The sequence below is a fragment of the Pseudomonas syringae group sp. 26L6 genome (assembly GCF_032587815.1).
GTDB classification, from domain to species: Bacteria; Pseudomonadota; Gammaproteobacteria; order Pseudomonadales; family Pseudomonadaceae; genus Aquipseudomonas; species Aquipseudomonas amygdali.
Genome location: NZ_JAWHPJ010000009.1, coordinates 46,402 through 63,913 on the forward strand (window position 1 = coordinate 46,402; position 17,512 = coordinate 63,913).

The 17,512-nt window shown below is 58.0% G+C and carries 17 protein-coding genes; 11 read left to right on the forward strand and 6 right to left on the reverse strand.

Going from position 1 to position 17,512, the window contains the following annotated elements:
- Window positions 1–6 precede the first annotated feature (6 nt).
- Genes RYA97_RS02810 through RYA97_RS02835 form a run of 6 tightly spaced genes read left to right on the forward strand, consistent with a single transcriptional unit; the run spans window position 7 to window position 6,168 of the window.
- Window positions 7–600, forward strand: a complete 594-nt coding sequence (locus RYA97_RS02810) for a hypothetical protein (RefSeq protein ID WP_005744127.1) — start codon at window positions 7–9, stop codon at window positions 598–600.
- 54 nt (window positions 601–654) lie between these two features.
- Window positions 655–3,462: a cystathionine beta-lyase gene (gene metC, locus RYA97_RS02815; protein ID WP_117139940.1), complete on the forward strand. Its 2,808-nt coding sequence runs from the start codon at window positions 655–657 to the stop codon at window positions 3,460–3,462.
- Window positions 3,463–3,519: 57 nt separating this feature from the next.
- Window positions 3,520–3,648, forward strand: coding sequence for a hypothetical protein (locus RYA97_RS02820; protein ID WP_002553552.1), 129 nt, complete (start codon window positions 3,520–3,522; stop codon window positions 3,646–3,648).
- The gene (aztA, locus tag RYA97_RS02825; RefSeq protein ID WP_117139939.1) at window positions 3,645–4,394 is read left to right on the forward strand and encodes a zinc ABC transporter ATP-binding protein AztA; all 750 of its coding nucleotides are present in this window, start codon (window positions 3,645–3,647) and stop codon (window positions 4,392–4,394) included. The genes RYA97_RS02820 and aztA overlap by 4 nt, the downstream gene beginning before the upstream one ends.
- Window positions 4,391–5,260: a metal ABC transporter permease gene (locus tag RYA97_RS02830; RefSeq protein WP_002553554.1), complete on the forward strand. Its 870-nt coding sequence runs from the start codon at window positions 4,391–4,393 to the stop codon at window positions 5,258–5,260. The genes aztA and RYA97_RS02830 overlap by 4 nt, the downstream gene beginning before the upstream one ends.
- An 11-nt stretch (window positions 5,261–5,271) precedes the next feature.
- The gene (locus tag RYA97_RS02835) at window positions 5,272–6,168 is read left to right on the forward strand and encodes a metal ABC transporter substrate-binding protein (RefSeq protein ID WP_117139938.1); all 897 of its coding nucleotides are present in this window, start codon (window positions 5,272–5,274) and stop codon (window positions 6,166–6,168) included.
- A gap of 52 nt (window positions 6,169–6,220) precedes the next feature.
- On the opposite strand, the gene RYA97_RS02840 is transcribed toward RYA97_RS02835, so the two are convergent.
- Entirely contained in the window at window positions 6,221–7,369 is a 1,149-nt protein-coding gene (locus tag RYA97_RS02840) for an aldose epimerase family protein (RefSeq protein ID WP_005777696.1), read from the reverse strand.
- A gap of 248 nt (window positions 7,370–7,617) precedes the next feature.
- Between RYA97_RS02840 and RYA97_RS02845 the strand changes: the two genes are divergently transcribed.
- The 4 genes from RYA97_RS02845 (at window position 7,618) to araH (ending at window position 12,277) form a co-directional block, all read left to right on the forward strand.
- Entirely contained in the window at window positions 7,618–8,490 is an 873-nt protein-coding gene (locus RYA97_RS02845; protein ID WP_057404012.1) for an SMP-30/gluconolactonase/LRE family protein, read from the forward strand.
- A 187-nt stretch (window positions 8,491–8,677) separates the two neighbouring features.
- Entirely contained in the window at window positions 8,678–9,691 is a 1,014-nt protein-coding gene (locus RYA97_RS02850; protein ID WP_004664986.1) for a substrate-binding domain-containing protein, read from the forward strand.
- A gap of 55 nt (window positions 9,692–9,746) precedes the next feature.
- Complete coding sequence (araG, locus tag RYA97_RS02855; protein ID WP_005757844.1) at window positions 9,747–11,270, forward strand: L-arabinose ABC transporter ATP-binding protein AraG; 1,524 nt, start codon at window positions 9,747–9,749, stop codon at window positions 11,268–11,270.
- Between the two features lie 41 nt (window positions 11,271–11,311).
- A complete protein-coding gene (gene araH, locus RYA97_RS02860; RefSeq protein ID WP_004664988.1) occupies window positions 11,312–12,277 on the forward strand; it encodes an L-arabinose ABC transporter permease AraH in 966 nt (321 codons plus the stop codon).
- 185 nt (window positions 12,278–12,462) lie between these two features.
- On the opposite strand, the gene RYA97_RS02865 is transcribed toward araH, so the two are convergent.
- The 5 genes from RYA97_RS02865 to RYA97_RS02885 all read right to left on the reverse strand — a co-directional run bounded on the left by RYA97_RS02865 (window position 12,463) and on the right by RYA97_RS02885 (window position 16,660).
- Window positions 12,463–12,705: a hypothetical protein gene (locus tag RYA97_RS02865; RefSeq protein ID WP_057403681.1), complete on the reverse strand. Its 243-nt coding sequence runs from the start codon at window positions 12,703–12,705 to the stop codon at window positions 12,463–12,465.
- Between the two features lie 264 nt (window positions 12,706–12,969).
- Window positions 12,970–14,283: a sensor histidine kinase gene (locus RYA97_RS02870; protein WP_005777679.1), complete on the reverse strand. Its 1,314-nt coding sequence runs from the start codon at window positions 14,281–14,283 to the stop codon at window positions 12,970–12,972.
- The gene (locus RYA97_RS02875; RefSeq protein WP_005744114.1) at window positions 14,280–14,981 is read right to left on the reverse strand and encodes a response regulator transcription factor; all 702 of its coding nucleotides are present in this window, start codon (window positions 14,979–14,981) and stop codon (window positions 14,280–14,282) included. Before RYA97_RS02875 ends, RYA97_RS02870 begins: the two co-directional genes overlap by 4 nt.
- A 51-nt stretch (window positions 14,982–15,032) precedes the next feature.
- Entirely contained in the window at window positions 15,033–15,812 is a 780-nt protein-coding gene (locus tag RYA97_RS02880; protein WP_005777678.1) for a MipA/OmpV family protein, read from the reverse strand.
- Between the two features lie 206 nt (window positions 15,813–16,018).
- On the reverse strand, window positions 16,019–16,660 hold the full coding sequence (locus RYA97_RS02885) for a TetR/AcrR family transcriptional regulator (RefSeq protein WP_005744111.1): 642 nt from the start codon (window positions 16,658–16,660) through the stop codon (window positions 16,019–16,021).
- A 91-nt stretch (window positions 16,661–16,751) separates the two neighbouring features.
- On the opposite strand from RYA97_RS02885, the gene RYA97_RS02890 reads away from it, so the two are divergent.
- Window positions 16,752–17,486, forward strand: a complete 735-nt coding sequence (locus RYA97_RS02890) for a nitroreductase family protein (protein WP_005744110.1) — start codon at window positions 16,752–16,754, stop codon at window positions 17,484–17,486.
- Window positions 17,487–17,512: the final 26 nt, after the last annotated feature.

A 17,512-nucleotide genomic window follows, 5' to 3' on the forward strand; every position in this document is an offset into this window, starting at 1 on the left:
AACTGCATGAGTCATCACGACCGAACCCACGTAATAGAAACATTTCTGCAACAGGTACGTATCATCCATCAGCGCGGCGTAGACCGTAAGGCCCTGACTGAAATCGTTGCGCTGCTGGAGACCCTGGCCGAGCGTCACGACCTGTTCAATTTCAGCGAGTTTCCCGCACCTGTTCCGGGCGAGGGCGATACCGCGTTCCGCTATCGTCTTAACGACGATGGGGAAACCCCGACGCTGTACATGAATTCGCTGCTGCCCGGTAAAAGCACGTTGCCGCACAACCATGAAACCTGGGCGGTGATCGTTGCGGTACAGGGCCAGGAAATCAATTACGTGTGGGCCCGTACCGATGATGGAAGCGATCCGGCCTTTGCCCGGCTGAAACTGGAAAAAGAAGTGGTGGTTCAGCCGGGCACGCCGATTTCGTTCCTGGGTGAAGACCTGCACGGCATCAAGGTCGAAGGCGATCAGCCGACCTTGCATTTCCACCTCTACGGGCGTCCGCTGGAATCGCTCAACGGCCGTTATGGAGTCAACCAGGAGGGGCGCGTGCTCAATTACAACGCTTCACAGATGGCACCTTCAATTCAGGCGTATTGAGCCGACGCCGCCTGCGTTCAGCGTTGTTTCCCTTAAATTCAAACGAGCCACCCAATGAGCCAGATCATTACCCCGGCGCAACTTCAACAATGGCTGTTAGACGGTCAGGAAATTGCCCTGTTCGACGTACGAGAGCACGGCCAGTATGGCGATGCGCATTTGTTTCACGGGGTAACGCTGCCCTACAGCCGTCTTGAACTGGACATCCGTCGTCTGGCACCCAACCCCAATGTCCGGTTGGTGATTTACGATCAGACAGGTAGCGACGTAGCGCCGCGCGCAGCCTTGCGCCTTGTTGCGTCGGGATACCGCAACGTACACCTGCTTGAGGGCGGTGTGCAGGGCTGGCAAGCGTCGGGGCGACAATTGTTCGCCGGTGTGCATGTGCCGTCCAAGGCATTTGGCGAGTTGGTCGAGCAGGTCAGCCATACCCCGCACGTCACTGCCACCGAGCTGGCCCAGTGGCAGGCGAGTGGCGAGCCGTTGGTGGTGCTGGACGGTCGGCCGTTTGACGAATACCGCAAGATGACCATCCCCGGTTCCGTGTGCTGCCCCAACGGCGAGCTGGGTTATCGCATCCCGGAACTGGTCAGTGATGAAAGCACGCCGATCGTCGTCAACTGCGCCGGGCGTACGCGCAGCATTATCGGTGCCCAGACCCTGATCGAGATGGGCGTGAAGAACCCCGTCTATGCTCTGGAAAACGGCACTCAAGGCTGGTATCTGGCCGATCTGCAACTGGAGCACGGCAGCGTGCGGCGTTACCCGGATCAGGTCGCGCCTGCGGCATTACCCCGTCAGCGCAGCGCTGCCGAGGCGCTGGCAAAACGGGCTCAGGTACACACCGTGACCGCCGAACAGGTCAGGCGCTGGGCGCAGGATTCAGCGCGCAGTCTGTTCCTGTGTGATGTGCGCAGCGCTGAAGAGTTTGCCGCAGGCAGCCTGTCCGGTGCGCGGCACACACCGGGTGGGCAGCTCATCCAGGCCACTGATCTGTACATCGGGGTGCGTAACGCGCGGCTTGTGTTGCTGGACTCCGACGGCATTCGCGCACCGATTGTGGCCAGCTGGCTCAGACAACTGGGGCATGACGCTTGTGTGCTGGCTGACGGTGTCGACAGCGGGTTGTCATTGCCCACGACGTTGCTGGATGTGACGGTCAGCGGCGTGTCTGCGGTTGAGGTGCCTGCCATTGGCGTACAGGCACTGGCGGATGCGCTGAAAGACGCTGCGGTGGCACTGATCGACCTGCGTTCAAGCACGCGCTACCGCAAGGCCCGTATCGATGGCGCGCGCTGGTCGATTCGTCCGTTGCTGGCCAGTGCTCTGGCCTTTGAAACGAGGCCGGTTGTGTTGGTGGCCGATGACCCGATGATTGCGCAACTGGCCGTGCAGGAACTGCCGTTTGCGCAGCGCCAGCAGGTTCGCCTGCTCGAAGGCGGAGTTGATGCCTGGCAGGCAGCCGGGTTGCCGATGAGTGAGGGCAAGGCGAGTCTGGCCGATGAGCAATGCATCGACTTTTTGTTCTTTACCCACGATCGACATTCAGGCAACAAGGATGCAGCACGTCAGTACCTGGCTTGGGAAATCGGCTTGCTGGGGCAAATGACCGACGAGGAGATCGCTGGCTTCAAGCCATTGCAGCCCGACCATGCAATCGGCAAGGAGCGTGACCCGCTGGTGCGCACCCGCCTGGTGCATGCCGCACGCACGCTCAAGGGTAGCGGGGTGCGTGGCGTGAATGTGCCGGTCACGCGCTTGAGCACGGTGCTGTTCGACAGCCTGAGCGAGATGCGCGATGTACGTAAACGTCGCGACAGCGAGCGCTTGTTGAGTTATGGCGCGCGGGGCAACCCCACAGGCTTCGCTCTGGAAGATCTGGTCACAGAACTTGAAGGTGGTTATCGCACCCGGCTGTTCAGCAGTGGCCTGGCTGCGGTGGCGCAGACGTTTCTGGCCTATCTGCGTCCCGGTGATCATGTTCTGTTGACCGATGCGGTCTACTCGCCGGTGCGGCGCGTGGCGCAGGAGTTCCTGCAGCCCTTCGGCATCGAAGTCAGTTATTACGCTGCCGATGGCCAGGGGCTGGAAGCGCAACTGCAGGACAACACGCGAATGGTCTACGCCGAGGTGCCGGGTTCGCTGCTCTATGAGCTGTGCGACCTGCCGGCGCTGGCTGGCCTTTGCCGACCCCGCGGCATTCTTCTGGCGGTGGACAACACTTGGGGCAGCGGCTACCTGTACCAACCACTGCAACTGGGCGCGGACATTTCGATCATGGCCCTGACCAAATACCTGTGCGGCCATAGCGATGTGGTGATGGGCAGTGTCTGTACGCGTGAAGAGGTCTGGTCGCCGCTGGGGCGGATGGGCGACACCCTGGGCAACGCGGTCAGTCCCGATGATGCCTGGCTGATACTGCGTGGCGCACGCACTCTGGCTTCACGCATGGATGTTCATGAGCGTCAGGCGCTGGACGTAGCGGTGTGGCTCGCTGCGCACCCTCAGGTCGGCCGGGTTTTTCATCCGGGTCTGCCCGAGCATCCGCAGCATTCGCTGTGGAAACGAGATTTCAACGGCAGCAACGGCTTGCTATCGTTCGAATTGCGTGAAGACAATCCCGCGCTGGCAGAGCGATTTATCAGCGCTTTGCAGCTGTTCGGTCTGGGGGCTTCGTGGGGCGGTTATGAAAGTCTGGTTACGGTTGCCGAACTGGGTAATCGGCAAGGCGAGCAGGGCAGCCAACTCAATACCGTGTTGCGTCTGCACATAGGACTGGAAGATGTGTCGGCGCTGATAGAGGATTTGCAGCGAGGATTTGACGCTTGTCTGGAGGTACAATCTCGCATGAATGTTATTTAATAACATTTGCGTGACTGGTATGTAATACTGTAACAAATAGTTGCAGGTTACTTTCGCGTGAAAACTCCTTTTGCCTCGATAGCAGGCTCCGTGCTGGCCCAATCGGCCTGGAAGCGGGTCCTGTTTTCTCTTGCGGTGCTGATATTGCTCTGGCTGGCCATCGGCTGGTCGGTGGCCATTCCATGAGTGCAGCCATTGCTCTGGAAAACCTTACTGTGGCCTATGAGCGCCGCCCGGCGGTGCACCACATCAGCGGGCGGTTCGAGGCGGGCAGCCTGACGGCCATTGTCGGGCCGAACGGGGCGGGTAAATCGACCTTGATCAAGGCCATCGCCGGCACCATGAAGCCTGCGCAGGGGCGCGTCGACCGTGGCCGCCTGGCGACCCGCACGATCGGCTACCTGCCCCAGGCCGCAGAAATCGATCGCAGTTTTCCGCTGAGCGTCGCCGATACCGTTTCGATGGGCGCCTGGCACAGCATCGGGCCGTTTCGCAGCCTGACACGCAATCATGCGCGACTGACCGGGGAAGCGCTGAGCACGGTCGGCCTGGAGGGTTTTGAAGGGCGCTGCGTCGGTTCGTTGTCGTCCGGCCAGTTCCAGCGGGTGCTGTTTGCCCGATTGCTGCTGCAGGATGCTTCTGTGATTCTGCTCGACGAGCCATTTACCGCCATCGACGCACGCACCACCCGTGATCTGCTGGAGCTGGTGCGCGCCTGGCATGGGCAGGGGCGCACAGTGATCGCGGTCCTGCACGATATCGAACAGGTTCGTCAGCACTTTCCGCAAACCCTGCTGATGGCCCGTGAAGCCATTGCCTGGGGCGAAACCTCGCAAGTGCTCAGCGCCGCCAACCTGCGCAAGGCGCGCAACATGGCCGAGTACTGGAGCCCGGACGCCTTGCTGTGCGATAGCGAGGACGAGCGCTCATGATGCTTTATAGCCTGGTCGTCGAGCCTTTTATCGAATTCGGTTTTATGCGCCGCGCGCTGGTGGCGTGCCTGGCACTGGGGATTGGTTCCGGGCCGGTGGGCGTGCTGTTGATGCTGCGCCGTATGAGTCTGGTGGGCGATGCCATGAGCCATGCGGTGCTTCCCGGCGCGGCGGTGGGCTTCATGGTCGCCGGTCTGTCGTTGCCCGCGATGGGCTTCGGCGGGCTGATCGCCGGGCTGGCAGTGGCTTTGCTGTCAGGGCTGGTGAGCCGACTGACTTCGCTGCGTGAAGACGCCAGTTTTGCCAGCTTTTACCTGACCTCTCTGGCGGCCGGGGTGCTGATCGTTTCGCTGCATGGCTCCAGTGTCGACCTGCTGCATGTGCTGTTCGGTACCATTCTGGCCATTGATGACACGGCTATCTATATGGTCGGCAGCATTGCTTCCTTCACGCTGATTCTGTTGGCAGTGATCTATCGCCCATTGGTGCTGGAATGCTTCGATCCGGGCTTTCTGCGTGCGGTCGGCGGGCGCGGCTCGCTGTACCACGTGTTGTTTCTGTTGCTGGTGGTGCTGAACCTGGTCGCAGGTTTTCAGGCGCTGGGCACCTTGATGGCCGTGGGCATGATGATGCTGCCGGCAACCGCGGCACGTTTCTGGACCAACTCGCTGAGTGGCCTGATGGTGATTTCGACACTGCTGGCGACCTTGTCAGGCCTGATCGGCCTGATCGTTTCCTACCACCTTGGCGTCGCCTCGGGCCCGGCCATCGTGCTTACCGCCAGTGCGTTCTACGGCCTTTCCCTGTTGTTCGGGCGCACGGGAATCGTGCGCCGACTGTTTCCCAAACCTCACCTGGCTAACTGAAAAGGTACGTCATGAAACGATTGATGGTGTTGAGTTCCATAGCTGCAGTGGCGCTGTCTGCGTTCGCCAGCCTGGCCCAGGCCAAACCGCTGGAAGCCGTCGCGTCGTTCACTGTCATCGCGGACATGGTCAGTACGGTCGGCGGCGACCGTGTTCACGTAAAGTCCCTGATCGGCCCGAACGGCGACCCGCATGTCTACGAGCCAACGCCAAGTGATGCTCAGGCATTGAAAAATGCCGACCTGGCGTTTGTCAGTGGCCTGCATCTGGAAGGCTGGATGGATCGTCTCATCAAAGCGTCGGGCTACAAGGGCAAGCCGGTAGTGCTCTCTGAAGGGATCAAGACCCGCAGCATGGACGAAGATGGCAAGCGTATTGTCGACCCGCACGCCTGGAACAGCGCCGCCAACGGGGTGATTTATGTGCGTAACATCATCGCCGCGCTGAAGAAAGCCGACCCGGAAGGAGCAAGCGAGTATCAAGCCAATGGCGATCGCTACATCGTCGAGCTGCAACAACTGGACATTTACGCCCGCGATCAGATTCATTCTATTCCGGCCGCCAAGCGCAAGATCCTCACTTCTCATGATGCGTTCGGCTACTTTGGCGATGCCTATGGCGTGACTTTCCTGTCACCGTTGGGCTTGTCTACCGAATCGGAAGCGTCGGCAGCTGATGTCTCGAAACTGATTCGTCAGATCAAGGCCGAGCATGTCAGTGCCTACTTCTTCGAAAACTCCAGCGACCCGCGTCTGGTCAAGCAGATTGCCGAAGCCAGTGGTGCCCAGCCAGGCGGTGAGCTGTATGTCGAAGCCTTGTCGCCAGCCGACGGCCCTGCGTCAACCTACGCGAAGATGTTCCGTTACAACGTCGATACCCTGACTGCGGCAATGAAGCGCAATCAGTAATCTCGAGAGTCGCCAGCCCCTGGGTTTTAGGGGCTGGGCGACTTCAACGTCCCTAGTTATTGAGAAACTTGAACACGGTGGTCTGGGTGTAGGCTTTGCCTGGGTCCAGTCGTGTGCTGGGGAATTTCGGCTGATTGGGCGCATCAGGATAGTGCTGGGTCTCCAGGGTAAAGGCACCCCAGTGCGGGTAGACCTTGCCCGCCTTGCCATGAATGCTGCCATCCAGGAAGTTGCCGGTATACAGCTGTACGCCTGGCTCTGTGGTGAACAGCTGCAGCCTGCGGCCTGATTGCGGGTCGCTGACCTCGGCGGCCAGTTTCTTCACATCACCCTTAGTGTCGAGTACCCAGTTGAAATCAAAACCGCCTTGTTTGGGTTCGGCATATTTCAACTGCTGGTGATCATCCTTTATGTGCTTGCCGAACGCGGTGGGCTTGAGGAAGTCCATCGGCGTGCCCGCGACGGCAGGCAGTTCGCCGGTCGGGATCAGCTTGTCGTTGACCGGTGTGTAGTGCGAAGCGTGCAGGGTAGCGACCTGTTTGAGTACATCACCACTGCCTGCACCCGCCAGGTTGAAATAGCTATGGTTGGTCAGGTTCAGCACTGTCGGCTTGTCAGTGGTGGCGCGGTAGTCAATCTTCAGCTCGTTTTTCTCATTCAGGCTGTAAGTGACTTCAGTTTTCAATGTGCCCGGAAAGCCCATCTCGCCATCCGGCGACACATAGGTCAGCTTCACGCCGACCGAATCACCGGTCTTGGTTTCTTCTGCCTTCCAGAGTCGTTTGTCAAAACCCTGAGTGCCGCCGTGCAGGGCATTGGTCTTGTCGTTGAGCGGGACCTGGTAAGTCTTGCCATCCAGGCTGAACTTGCCGCCTGCCAGGCGGTTGCCGAATCGGCCGATGGTCGCGCCGAAATAAACCGTGCCGTTGTTCTGGTAGCCCTGAACATCGTCGAAGCCCAGGACGATGTCCTCGACCTTTCCGGCCTTGTCAGGCACCAGCAGCGATTGCAGCGTCGCGCCGTAGGTGATGATGCTGGCCTGCACGCCGTGACTGTTGCGCAGGGTGAATTTCTCGACGGCAGTGCCGTCGGGCAGTTGGCCGAAAGTGCTGTGCTCGCTGGAGAGTGCTGCGGCCTGTGCAGTCAAGGTGCTGATCATCAAGGACAGTCCAAGGGTGCTGAGGAGAGCATGTGTTTTCATCTGATCTGCCTGCTTTTATTGTTATTGGTAAGACTATTTGATCGGATTAAAGCCGATGCATGGATTTATAGCCTATAAAATGCCACTTGAAAAATAAATTGTAATACTATTTAGTAGTGCCAGCTTCACTGAAGCCGGTCGATCCGCTGGATGCCTGCGAAACAGGTCGACTGAGCACGCAGGTTGGACAAGACTGCGACGCAAACATCCAAAAAGTGCCTTTACAACAATAACAAAGGACATTTTCCATGAACTGGCTGCCCGTTTCCGAGCACCGTTTCAAGCTGGCCGAGGGCTCGTTCTGGGATGCCGCAGAGCAGGCCTTGTACTGGGTCGACATTGCCGGTTTTCTGGCTTGTCGGCTGGTTGCCGGGGAGTATCGCCAATGGCGCATGCCCGAGCCGGTGTCTGCGTTTATACCGACCGGGCAGGGCGACGCACTGGTGACTCTGGCCAGCGGCGTGTATCGCCTGGACCTCACATCCGAAAAAACTTCACTGGCGTTGTTTTGCGTCGCAGACCCGACCCCTGGCAATCGCGCCAATGAGGCCCGTTGTGACGCGCGTGGCCGCCTGTGGCTGGGCAGCATGCAAAACAATATCGATGCCGAAGGCGAAGACGTACCTTTGGTCCGTCGTTCGGGCGGGCTGTTCCGGGTTGAACCCGACGCCCGCGTGACGCGTTTGCTGGACGGGCAGGGCATCGTCAATACCCTGCTGTGGAATACCGACGGCAGCGTGCTGTACAGCGCCGATACCCTCGACGAAGTGATCTACCAATACCCTGTGCAGGAAGATGGCTCGCTGGGACCACGTCAGGTATGGGCGGCCGAGCAGGGCCAGGGTTCGCCCGACGGCTCGGCAATGGATGCCGAAGGTTATGTATGGAACGCGCGCTGGGGAGGCAGTTGCCTGATCCGCTTTGCCCCCGACGGCAGTGTCGACCGGGTCATCGAGCTGCCCGTCAGCCATCCCACCAGTTGTGTGTTCGGAGGTCCTGACCTGGAGACACTGTATGTCACCAGTGCAGCGCCTGCCGATGCTCATGGACGGCTCGATGGCGCGGTACTGATGGCGCATGTCGGCGTCAAAGGAACGCTGTGTCAGCGCTTCAGCGGTTGAAAAAAAATGCCGCGCCGTCGCCTTTTCTGCGGCGGCGTCGCGGTGGGAAATGCAGGAGTGACATTCGGTTACATAGCGGTCATTCATTGTATGGTATGACTATTTAATCGGTTCTCGGACGCCTCCGCGTTTGCAACCGCCACCTCGCTGAACGCTGTAGCTATTCAATAAAAATAAGGAGTTAGCTATGTTGAGTCGTCACGGGATTCGTTCCCTGTGCTGTGCCGCCGTCACCACCGCCATTCTGGGCATGAGTGGCATCACCTCCGCTGCTGATGAAGTCAAAATCGGCTTTCTGGTCAAACAGGCTGAAGAGCCATGGTTCCAGACCGAATGGGCGTTTGCTGAAAAGGCAGGCAAGGAGCATGGTTTTACCGTGCTCAAGATTGCCGTGCCAGATGGTGAAAAGACCCTTTCCGCTATCGACAGCCTGGCCGCCAACGGTGCCAAGGGCTTTGTGATCTGCCCGCCTGATGTTTCTCTGGGCCCTGCAATCGTGGCCAAGGCCAAGGCGCTCGGTTTGAAAGTCATGGCCGTGGACGATCGTTTTGTCGACGCCAACGGCAAATTTATGGAGGACGTGCCGTATCTGGGCATGGCAGCCTTTGAAGTGGGCCAGAAGCAAGGTGCCGCGATGGCCACCGAAGCGAAGAACCGCAAGTGGGATGAGGGCGGGTGGAAAGGCACCTACGCGATCATCAACACTTACAACGAGCTCGACACCGGTAAGAAACGCACTGACGGTTCGGTGAAGGCGCTAGAGGAGGCCGGTTTGCCGAAAGATCACATCCTGTTCACCGCGCAGAAAACTCTTGATGTACCAGGCAGCATGGACGCCACCAACTCGGCGCTGCCAAAACTGCCTGGCGATGCGAAAAACCTGATCATCGGCGGCATGAACGACAACACTGTTCTGGGGGGCGTACGCGCGACGGCGAGCAATGGTTTCAGCGCGAAAAACGTTATCGGGATCGGCATCAACGGCACCGATGCCATTGATGAGCTGAAGAAAAAAGAGAGTGGCTTCTTTGGCTCCATGCTGCCAAGCCCGGACAAGGAAGGCTACAACACCGCGCTGTATATGTATAAGTGGGTCACCGAGGGCGTTGAACCGCCTAAATATACCGCTATGGACGATGTGACACTGATCACCCGCGCCAACTTCCAGGAAGTATTGACCAAGATCGGTCTGTGGAAGTGAGTTGACTGGGGGGCCTGATTTTCAGGCCCCTCACACGTGCGAGGAGGTTGGTTTCATGCAACAGGCTATCGAGCAAACATCCATAAACGGTGCCTTGCGCTTCAATGGCATCGGCAAGGTCTTCCCCGGCGTAAAGGCGCTTTCGGACATCAGCTTCGAAGCGCGCCCCGGCAGTGTTCACGCCTTGATGGGCGAGAACGGTGCCGGTAAATCCACGCTGCTGAAAATCCTCGGCGGCTCTTATCAGCCCAATAGCGGCACCTTGCAGATCGGTGAGCAGAGCTACCAGTTCAAATCCACCGCCGAGAGTATTGCGGCGGGTGTGGCGGTGATTCACCAGGAATTGCATCTGGTGCCGGAAATGACCGTCGCCGAGAACCTGCTGCTTGGGCACATGCCCAATCGTTTCGGTTTGATCAATCGTGGCGCGATGTACCGTCGGGCAGGTGAGCTGCTCAAAGGCCTGGCTGACGAAATCGACCCGCGCACTCGCCTGGGTGATCTTTCACTGGGCCAGCGGCAATTGGTGGAGATCGCCAAGGCCATGTCACGCAATGCGCACGTCATCGCCTTTGACGAACCCACCAGCAGCCTGTCGGCACGTGAAATTGACCGGTTGATGGCGATTATCGTGCGGCTGCGCGACGAGGGGCGGGTGATTCTCTACGTGTCTCATCGCATGGAAGAAATCTTCCGTGTCTGTGATGCCGTAACAGTGTTCAAGGACGGTCGTTTTGTAAAAACCTTTGAGCAGATGGCTGATCTGGATCATGACCGGCTGGTGACCTGCATGGTCGGCCGGGATATTCAGAACATCTACAATTATCGTCCGCGCCAGCATCAAGGGCCTAGCCTGCGAGTGACCGGGTTACTGGGGCCGGGGCTGCACGAACCCGTGAGTTTTGCCGTAGAGAAAGGTGAAGTGCTGGGTTTCTTCGGGCTGGTGGGCGCCGGGCGTACCGAGCTGTTCCGTCTGCTGTCGGGGTTGACGCGCAGCACGGCAGGCACGTTGCAGTTGGACGGCAAGCCATTGACGCTCAAGTCCCCACGCGATTCGATCGAAGCAGGCATTCTGCTCTGCCCGGAGGACCGCAAGAAGGAAGGTATCGTGCCGCTGTCCAGCGTCGCGGAGAACATCAACATCGGTGCACGGCCCCGGCATGTGAATCTCGGCTGCCTGATTCAGGGCCGCTGGGAGCGCGACAACGCACGCAGCCAGATCAAGTCGATGAACGTCAAGACACCATCGCCTGAGCAACAGATCATGTTCCTCTCCGGCGGCAATCAGCAGAAGGCGATTCTCGGTCGCTGGCTGTCGATGCCGATGAAGGTCCTGTTGCTGGACGAGCCCACCCGCGGGATTGACGTCGGTGCCAAGTCCGAGATCTACGAGATCATTCACAACCTGGCCGCCGACGGGATTGCGGTCATTGTGGTGTCCAGTGACCTGATGGAAGTCATGGGTATTTCCGACCGCATTCTGGTGATGAGCGAAGGCGCGATCACTGGTGAACTCAACCGCGATGAGGCTGATGAATCGCGACTCCTGCAATTGGCTCTGCCTCGCACGCGCAGCTGATAACCGGTCCCCTGACCATGAACAATAATAAAGAGGTGCATATGTCTACCGAATCCAGCCTGCAGGCTCCCCGTCAGGGCATGAACCTGCGTCGTTTTGCCGATGACTGGGTGATGCTCCTGGCTGCCGTGGGAATCTTCCTGCTGTGCGCCGTGTTCATCGACAACTTCATGTCACCGCTGAACATGCGGGGGCTAGGCCTTGCGATTTCCACCGTGGGCATTGCTGCCTGCACCATGCTCTTTTGTCTGGCGTCCGGGCACTTCGACCTTTCGGTCGGTTCGGTGCTGGCCTGTTCCGGGGTCATCGCCGGGATTGTTATCCGCGACACCGACAGCGTGTTTCTCGGTGTTTCTGCCGCGCTGGCGCTGGGGCTGGTGGTTGGTCTCATCAATGGCATCGTGATTGCCAAGCTGCGCATCAATGCCCTGATCACGACCCTGGCGACCATGCAGATCGTGCGCGGCCTTGCGTATATCTTCTCCAACGGCAAGGCCGTCGGCGTCTCCAACGAGGATTTCTTCATCTTCGGCAATGGCCAGATATATGGCGTGCCGGTGCCGATCCTGATCACCATCGCCTGTTTCATATTCTTCGGCTGGTTGCTCAACTACACCACCTACGGGCGCAACACCATGGCCATCGGTGGCAACCAGGAAGCTGCATTGCTGGCGGGTGTGCATGTCGATCGCACCAAGATCATCATCTTCGCGGTTCACGGGCTTGTCGGGGCACTGGCTGGCGTGGTGCTGGCTTCGCGTATGACCTCCGGGCAGCCAATGATCGGTCAGGGCTTCGAGCTGACCATTATCTCGGCTTGCGTACTGGGCGGTGTTTCGCTGAGCGGCGGCATCGGCATGATCCGCCATGTAATCGCTGGTGTGCTTATTCTGGCGATCATCGAGAATGCGATGAACCTGAAGAATATCGATACGTTCTACCAATACGTGATTCGCGGCACGATTCTGTTGCTGGCGGTGATCATCGACCGACTGAAACGTCGCTGAACCTGTTGGCCGCTGTTATGGCATTGCTGTTTAGTCGCGAGGGCATGAGCGACATGGATGGAGATGCAAGTAGCGGCTGAGTTCAGGGGGCTGATCACTTGCAGAGTGGACAGGTAACAACGCTATTGTTCTATAACAGTGCAGCCGCAAAGTGACTACTTTGCGGCTGTTTTTAACCGGTGCTTTTAGCCGCGAGGAGGGCAAGGGAGGCCGGTATCGTCACAGGCGTTGTTGATACGGAAGCCGTTTTTCAGCCTTGTCGCTACTTGCAGTGGTGCAGATGTGGTGCGGGTGGCTTCAGTCTTGCCGGCCTCTTGCACGAGCGCATGTTTGCCATCGACAGCTGGTGCGGTTTGTATACCGGTGGCGGCAAATGCCGTGCCCTGCAGGCCGATGATTGCAATGGTTGTCACAACGAGAGCTTTCAATGCGGACTTTGCTGTTACTCGGTTCATGATGTTTTCTCTGCGTGGCTTAATGATGGGGTGGCTATAAATAACTGCATTAAAGTTGCTGAATAGCAGGTTATTGGCCACGTGAATAATGTATATTTTTTTTATGACGGTAAGGCTGTTTTTTGGCCTGTGAAAAAAATTTAACTTAGCGTGCTTATTAATAGTGTCGCACCGTTAATCTCATGATGTTTCTCATGCCATTCATGACGCTGAAGTTATAGAGGCTTGCTGTCGAATTTACCGGTACTGCACTAGCCGAGTCCGGAAATCCAGCTCCGCTCTGGTGCCTAGCGTCGGCATCGACTCCAGGGTCAGCGTCCACCGAAATCGTTCGCAGATGCGCCGCACCAGAAAAAGCCCCAGGCCTTTCCCGGTGCCCGCTCTGGTCGAGTTTCTCAGCAGAGACAGGTAATGGAGGGACGCCTGCGCAGTGTCGAAGCCTTCGCCCGAGTCGGTCACGCTCAATACACCGTCCTTGAGGCGCACGGTGATTGTTCCGTCATAGGTGTTTTCGGCAGCGTTACGCAACAGGTTGCCGATGGCAATGCGTAACATCGCCTCGGGCACTTGCAGGCAAAGCGTCTGGTGGATGTGCACCGAAAACTGCACGGGTTTGCCGTCCAGAAGGTGTTGGTGGTCCTTGACCAGGCCTGGCAACAGGCGGTCCAGCTCGACGGGGTCGTCCGGCGCTGAGGACATGGGCTCGCGCGACAAATACAGCAGCGCGACCATGATCTCGGTCAGGTTATCCACGGTTGCCCGCATGCGTTGAATCGGTGGCGCTGCACACGCGGGTAGCGCTTGCCTGGCCAGCACATCCAGCGCGCCGCTGATCACCGCGATCGGCGTACGAAACTCATGACTGGCCTGATCGAGAAGGGCGCGTTCCCGGGCCATGAATTGCTCGACCCGTTCCAGATGTGCGTTTATACCGCAGGCAATGTCTTTGAGTTCTTCCTGGTCGTATTGCACTGGCAGGCGTTGCGAAAGGCTTTCCGGATCGAGTTGCTTCATGCCTAGCGCAAGCGCCTGAACCGGGCGGTGCAGGCGCACGTATAGCCAGGCGATTACGGCAATGATCAGTATCAGGTTCATGATCAGAAAAATGCCACCGATCAGCGCGATGAGGTTCTGCTCCTGCTCCAGATCACTGATGTCGATTGCTGCTACCAAGCGTTCATTGCCCAGCGACGTCACCAGCACGGCATAGTCGGGATCGGTGAAACTCGAAGCCCTTCGATCCATATCGCCCTCGTTGTAGAAGCCTGGGGCGAGTGAAGCCAGTAAGGGCGGCATGCCGGGCGCGGGCGTTTCGCCCGACAGTCTCCAGACCTGAATCCTTCCGGCTTTCTGTGGCGCTGGCTGCAGCGAGTTTTCGAGAGCATTGTTTGTCGCAGTTTCAAGCAGCTCTTTCCAGATCGGGTGATCGACGAGTTCCTGGCTCATGAACGCCTGAGTGGTCAGGCCGATGGTCATCAACAGCCCGAAGCCGAGCAGAATTGCACTGATCAGGCGATGCAGGCTGCCTCGACGACCGGGAAGATTGATCATGGGCACACGCACAGGCGAAAACCGACGCCCGGCACCGTGTGGAGTAGCTTTTGCCGGTTGACCCGGTCGCCATCGATGGTCTTTCTGAGTAAATGCATGTGCGAGCGCAGCAGGTCGCCGTCGGGCACGCTGTCGCCCCAGATGAGCGACTCCAACTGTGCGCGCGTCACGACGTTTGGAGAGTTGCGCATCAGAACTTCCAGCAGGGTTCGTCTTATCGGCGAGAAGGGTAACGGGACGCCGCCACGCATGATGGTTTGGGTGCTCAGGTCGAAGCACAGATCGGCGACTTCCAGCACCTGCCGTACATCCGAGCGCTTGTGGCTGCGTGCGGCCAGCACCCGCAAACGAATTTCCAGTTCAGGCAGAGCCAGTGGTTTGACGATGTAATCGTCCGCGCCCGATTCAAAGCCTTGCAGCTTGTCGTCCAGTTGATCCTTGGCGGTCAGCAACATCACCGGCACCGGATTGCGCAGTTCAGTGCGCAGATGACGCAGGAGACTGATGCCGTCCATACGCGGCATCATCCAGTCCAGCACAATGACGTCGTAATGGTTTTCGGTAATCAGGCGCATCGCGGACTTGCCGTCGGGTGCGGCATCCAGAGTGTGTCCGCATGCTTCCAGGTAGTCGAACATGTTGGCGGCCAGCGCCAGGTTGTCTTCGACGATTAATACACTCAGTGACCGTTCGATCATAATGGGCTCACAGTGAGTCAACTCCAGGCGCTGCACAGACAGTTTTCGGCATCAGAACTTTCTCGAAATACCGATGAACATCGAGGTAGAGCTGTCGGTATCATGCTCTACCAGCGGGCTGTCGCTCAGTTCATCCGGCAGGGCGCTGTAGCGCAGGTTACCCGAGACTTCCCACTGTTTGCCCAAGGGTTGGGAAAAACCCAGACCGACATAGGAAACCGTAGCGCTGCCAGGACGGTATCGGGCAATCCCGCGTTGCTCTTCTTCTTTCAGCGTGCCGTAATAGTAATCCACCAGGTTGCCGGACATATGGGTAACACCGATGTTGGGTTTGAAGCGCGTTTGGCCCCAGTTGAAGGGGTACGCATATTCGAGGTTCATCGAGTAGCCGTCGCTCGCACCGCTGATGTCGTTTCTGGCGACCGCTTCAAGCTGCCCTGCAGTGCCACGCAGTTTGGCTACCAGCCCTGCGTCGATACCATTGTCGCGGTCTTCCAGCAGATCGCTGTTGATGCCGTTTCTGGCCAGTTCGCGGCGACCAAAGTCGTCACGGTCAATGCCGTCCATCTGCAAGGCGAGAATGGCATCCAGGGAGAACGATCCGGTGTTGATCAGGTGGTAACCCGCGGTTACACCTTTCACGTAAAAGCGCTCGCCTTCATAGTTGATCAACGGGATCGGATTGACCTGTGTACCGACACCGGCATAAGGGCTTTTGCTGATTGCAGCGCCCAGGCCCAGGCTGAAATCACCCGGCTCGGCATGGGCGAACTGCAACGACAGGGCAGGCAAGGCAACAACGGTCAGCGCGGGAAGGAAAAGCGGTTTCATGGCGGCGGCTCTCTGAGTGATCTTTCTGACGTGCATCAGTGTGCGATGGCGTGTGTCGTCTGCATGTCGCTGTCGGTGATCTGGCCACGTGTAACGCTCATCCTGCTCAGACAGCTCTCTATTGCCGCACCTTTGCTTTAGCCGGGCAGGCGCTGAAAAATGCTGGCTATGCGTCGAAAGCTGGTATTCATTCCTGCCATCATCTATCAGTTGGCGCGGCCCACTTCCTTGCAATCAGGCCTGAAAAGATAGTTTTCAAGCAAAGTCACTACCTCTTGAACGAATCCTGGTTGTGCGAGGAGCTTCGGCCGATCAGCTGTGACAGTGTGGATAATTGCGTGTACAGCGATACCCATCAGATAGATCGAGAGATCCGGATCAGGAACATTCTTCATAAATGGCCTTAGCACCTGAGCAAACTGGTGTTGTAGAGCATCCTTATCGTCCTCCAGCTGCCGGATCGTACGTGGCAATTCCTCATGAATAGCCTTGTGCAGGGCCGGCGCAACACGATGCTCAGCGACAATCATCTCGATGATCATGGTCAGTGCCTCTCGAAGCGACGGCTGATCAGGCAGAACCTGTAACGCGTTGAGCAGATCTGTGCGCGTGTCGGCGGCGTGCCGTCTCTGTAATTCAGCGATGACTGCTTCTTTGTTCGGGAAAAACTGGTACAGCGAGCCGATGTTCACGCCTGCGCGTTCAGCAATCGCGTTGGTCGTCAGTCCCTCCCAGCCGACCTTGGTCAAAATGTAAGTCGCCGCTTGAATAATTGCGTCAACTGTCGCGCGAGAACGCGCCTGAGCCGGGATTTTCCTGGGGTTGACGGGTGTTCGGCTTTTACTCACGGGCAGCTCCAGAACATGAGTTTTTAAAATATAAGCTTTAACTTACGATTTGAATTGTGACAACACAACGTTGATCACGAATCGAGAACTCATGACCATGAACACACAGGAATATTTACTTCCCTGGGATGGCTTTCAGGCAGCCAATCGCTTTCGCCGGGCCATACGCAAATTCAACTCGAACCCCATTGTCCCTGGCGACATTCAGTTGCTGCTTGCAGAAGCAGCCTATGCCCCCTCCAGCGGGAACATGCAGCCTTATCAACTGCACTGGGTCCGCGATCCTGGGCTCAAAGCGAATTTGGCGGTCGCTTGCAACGGCCAGAAAGCTGCAGCATCAGCGGCCGAGCTCATCGTGATCGTGGCGAGTCCTGCGCTGGGGCTGCGTACAGCCAACGCACAACTTGACCACGTTGAAGGTTCGTCTGTGTTGGGAACAGATTCGAAGGCCTACTACCGCAAACAGATAGGTATGTTTCAGAAGGTTCTCGGAGTGGGATCTTCTGTCTTGTGGTCGCCGATTGTTGCGCTTGCAGCGCTGATCCGACCGACCCTCTCGCTACTCCCCATCGGCCATATCGGCGGTCGGCAATGGGCGGCACGCAATGCCATCTTCGCAGCTCAAACCATCATGCTTGGCGCAGCCGCGAAGGGCATCGATACGTGCCCGATGGAAGGATTTTCAGGCGCGAAAGTTGCCAAACTTCTCCAGCTGCCACGTGGTGCCGTCATACCGCTGGTTATCGCTCTTGGCTATCGAGCAGACGATGCAAGAATCGAAGAGCGGTGGCGCAATCCGATTTCAGACATCGTCGTTACACACTGAAGTAAAGCCTGACTCACGCGCGTGGC

Coding starts and splice junctions, on each gene's coding strand:
- RYA97_RS02870 (WP_005777679.1), bottom strand. CDS start 14,283: ATGATCAATCTTCCCGGTCGTCGAGGCAGCCTGCATCGCCTGATCAGT.
- araG (WP_005757844.1), top strand. CDS start 9,747: ATGCAACAGGCTATCGAGCAAACATCCATAAACGGTGCCTTGCGCTTC.
- RYA97_RS02835 (WP_117139938.1), top strand. CDS start 5,272: ATGAAACGATTGATGGTGTTGAGTTCCATAGCTGCAGTGGCGCTGTCT.
- aztA (WP_117139939.1), top strand. CDS start 3,645: ATGAGTGCAGCCATTGCTCTGGAAAACCTTACTGTGGCCTATGAGCGC.
- RYA97_RS02845 (WP_057404012.1), top strand. CDS start 7,618: ATGAACTGGCTGCCCGTTTCCGAGCACCGTTTCAAGCTGGCCGAGGGC.
- RYA97_RS02890 (WP_005744110.1), top strand. CDS start 16,752: ATGACCATGAACACACAGGAATATTTACTTCCCTGGGATGGCTTTCAG.
- RYA97_RS02830 (WP_002553554.1), top strand. CDS start 4,391: ATGATGCTTTATAGCCTGGTCGTCGAGCCTTTTATCGAATTCGGTTTT.
- RYA97_RS02850 (WP_004664986.1), top strand. CDS start 8,678: ATGTTGAGTCGTCACGGGATTCGTTCCCTGTGCTGTGCCGCCGTCACC.
- araH (WP_004664988.1), top strand. CDS start 11,312: ATGTCTACCGAATCCAGCCTGCAGGCTCCCCGTCAGGGCATGAACCTG.
- metC (WP_117139940.1), top strand. CDS start 655: ATGAGCCAGATCATTACCCCGGCGCAACTTCAACAATGGCTGTTAGAC.
- RYA97_RS02875 (WP_005744114.1), bottom strand. CDS start 14,981: ATGATCGAACGGTCACTGAGTGTATTAATCGTCGAAGACAACCTGGCG.
- RYA97_RS02840 (WP_005777696.1), bottom strand. CDS start 7,369: ATGAAAACACATGCTCTCCTCAGCACCCTTGGACTGTCCTTGATGATC.
- RYA97_RS02880 (WP_005777678.1), bottom strand. CDS start 15,812: ATGAAACCGCTTTTCCTTCCCGCGCTGACCGTTGTTGCCTTGCCTGCC.
- RYA97_RS02810 (WP_005744127.1), top strand. CDS start 7: ATGAGTCATCACGACCGAACCCACGTAATAGAAACATTTCTGCAACAG.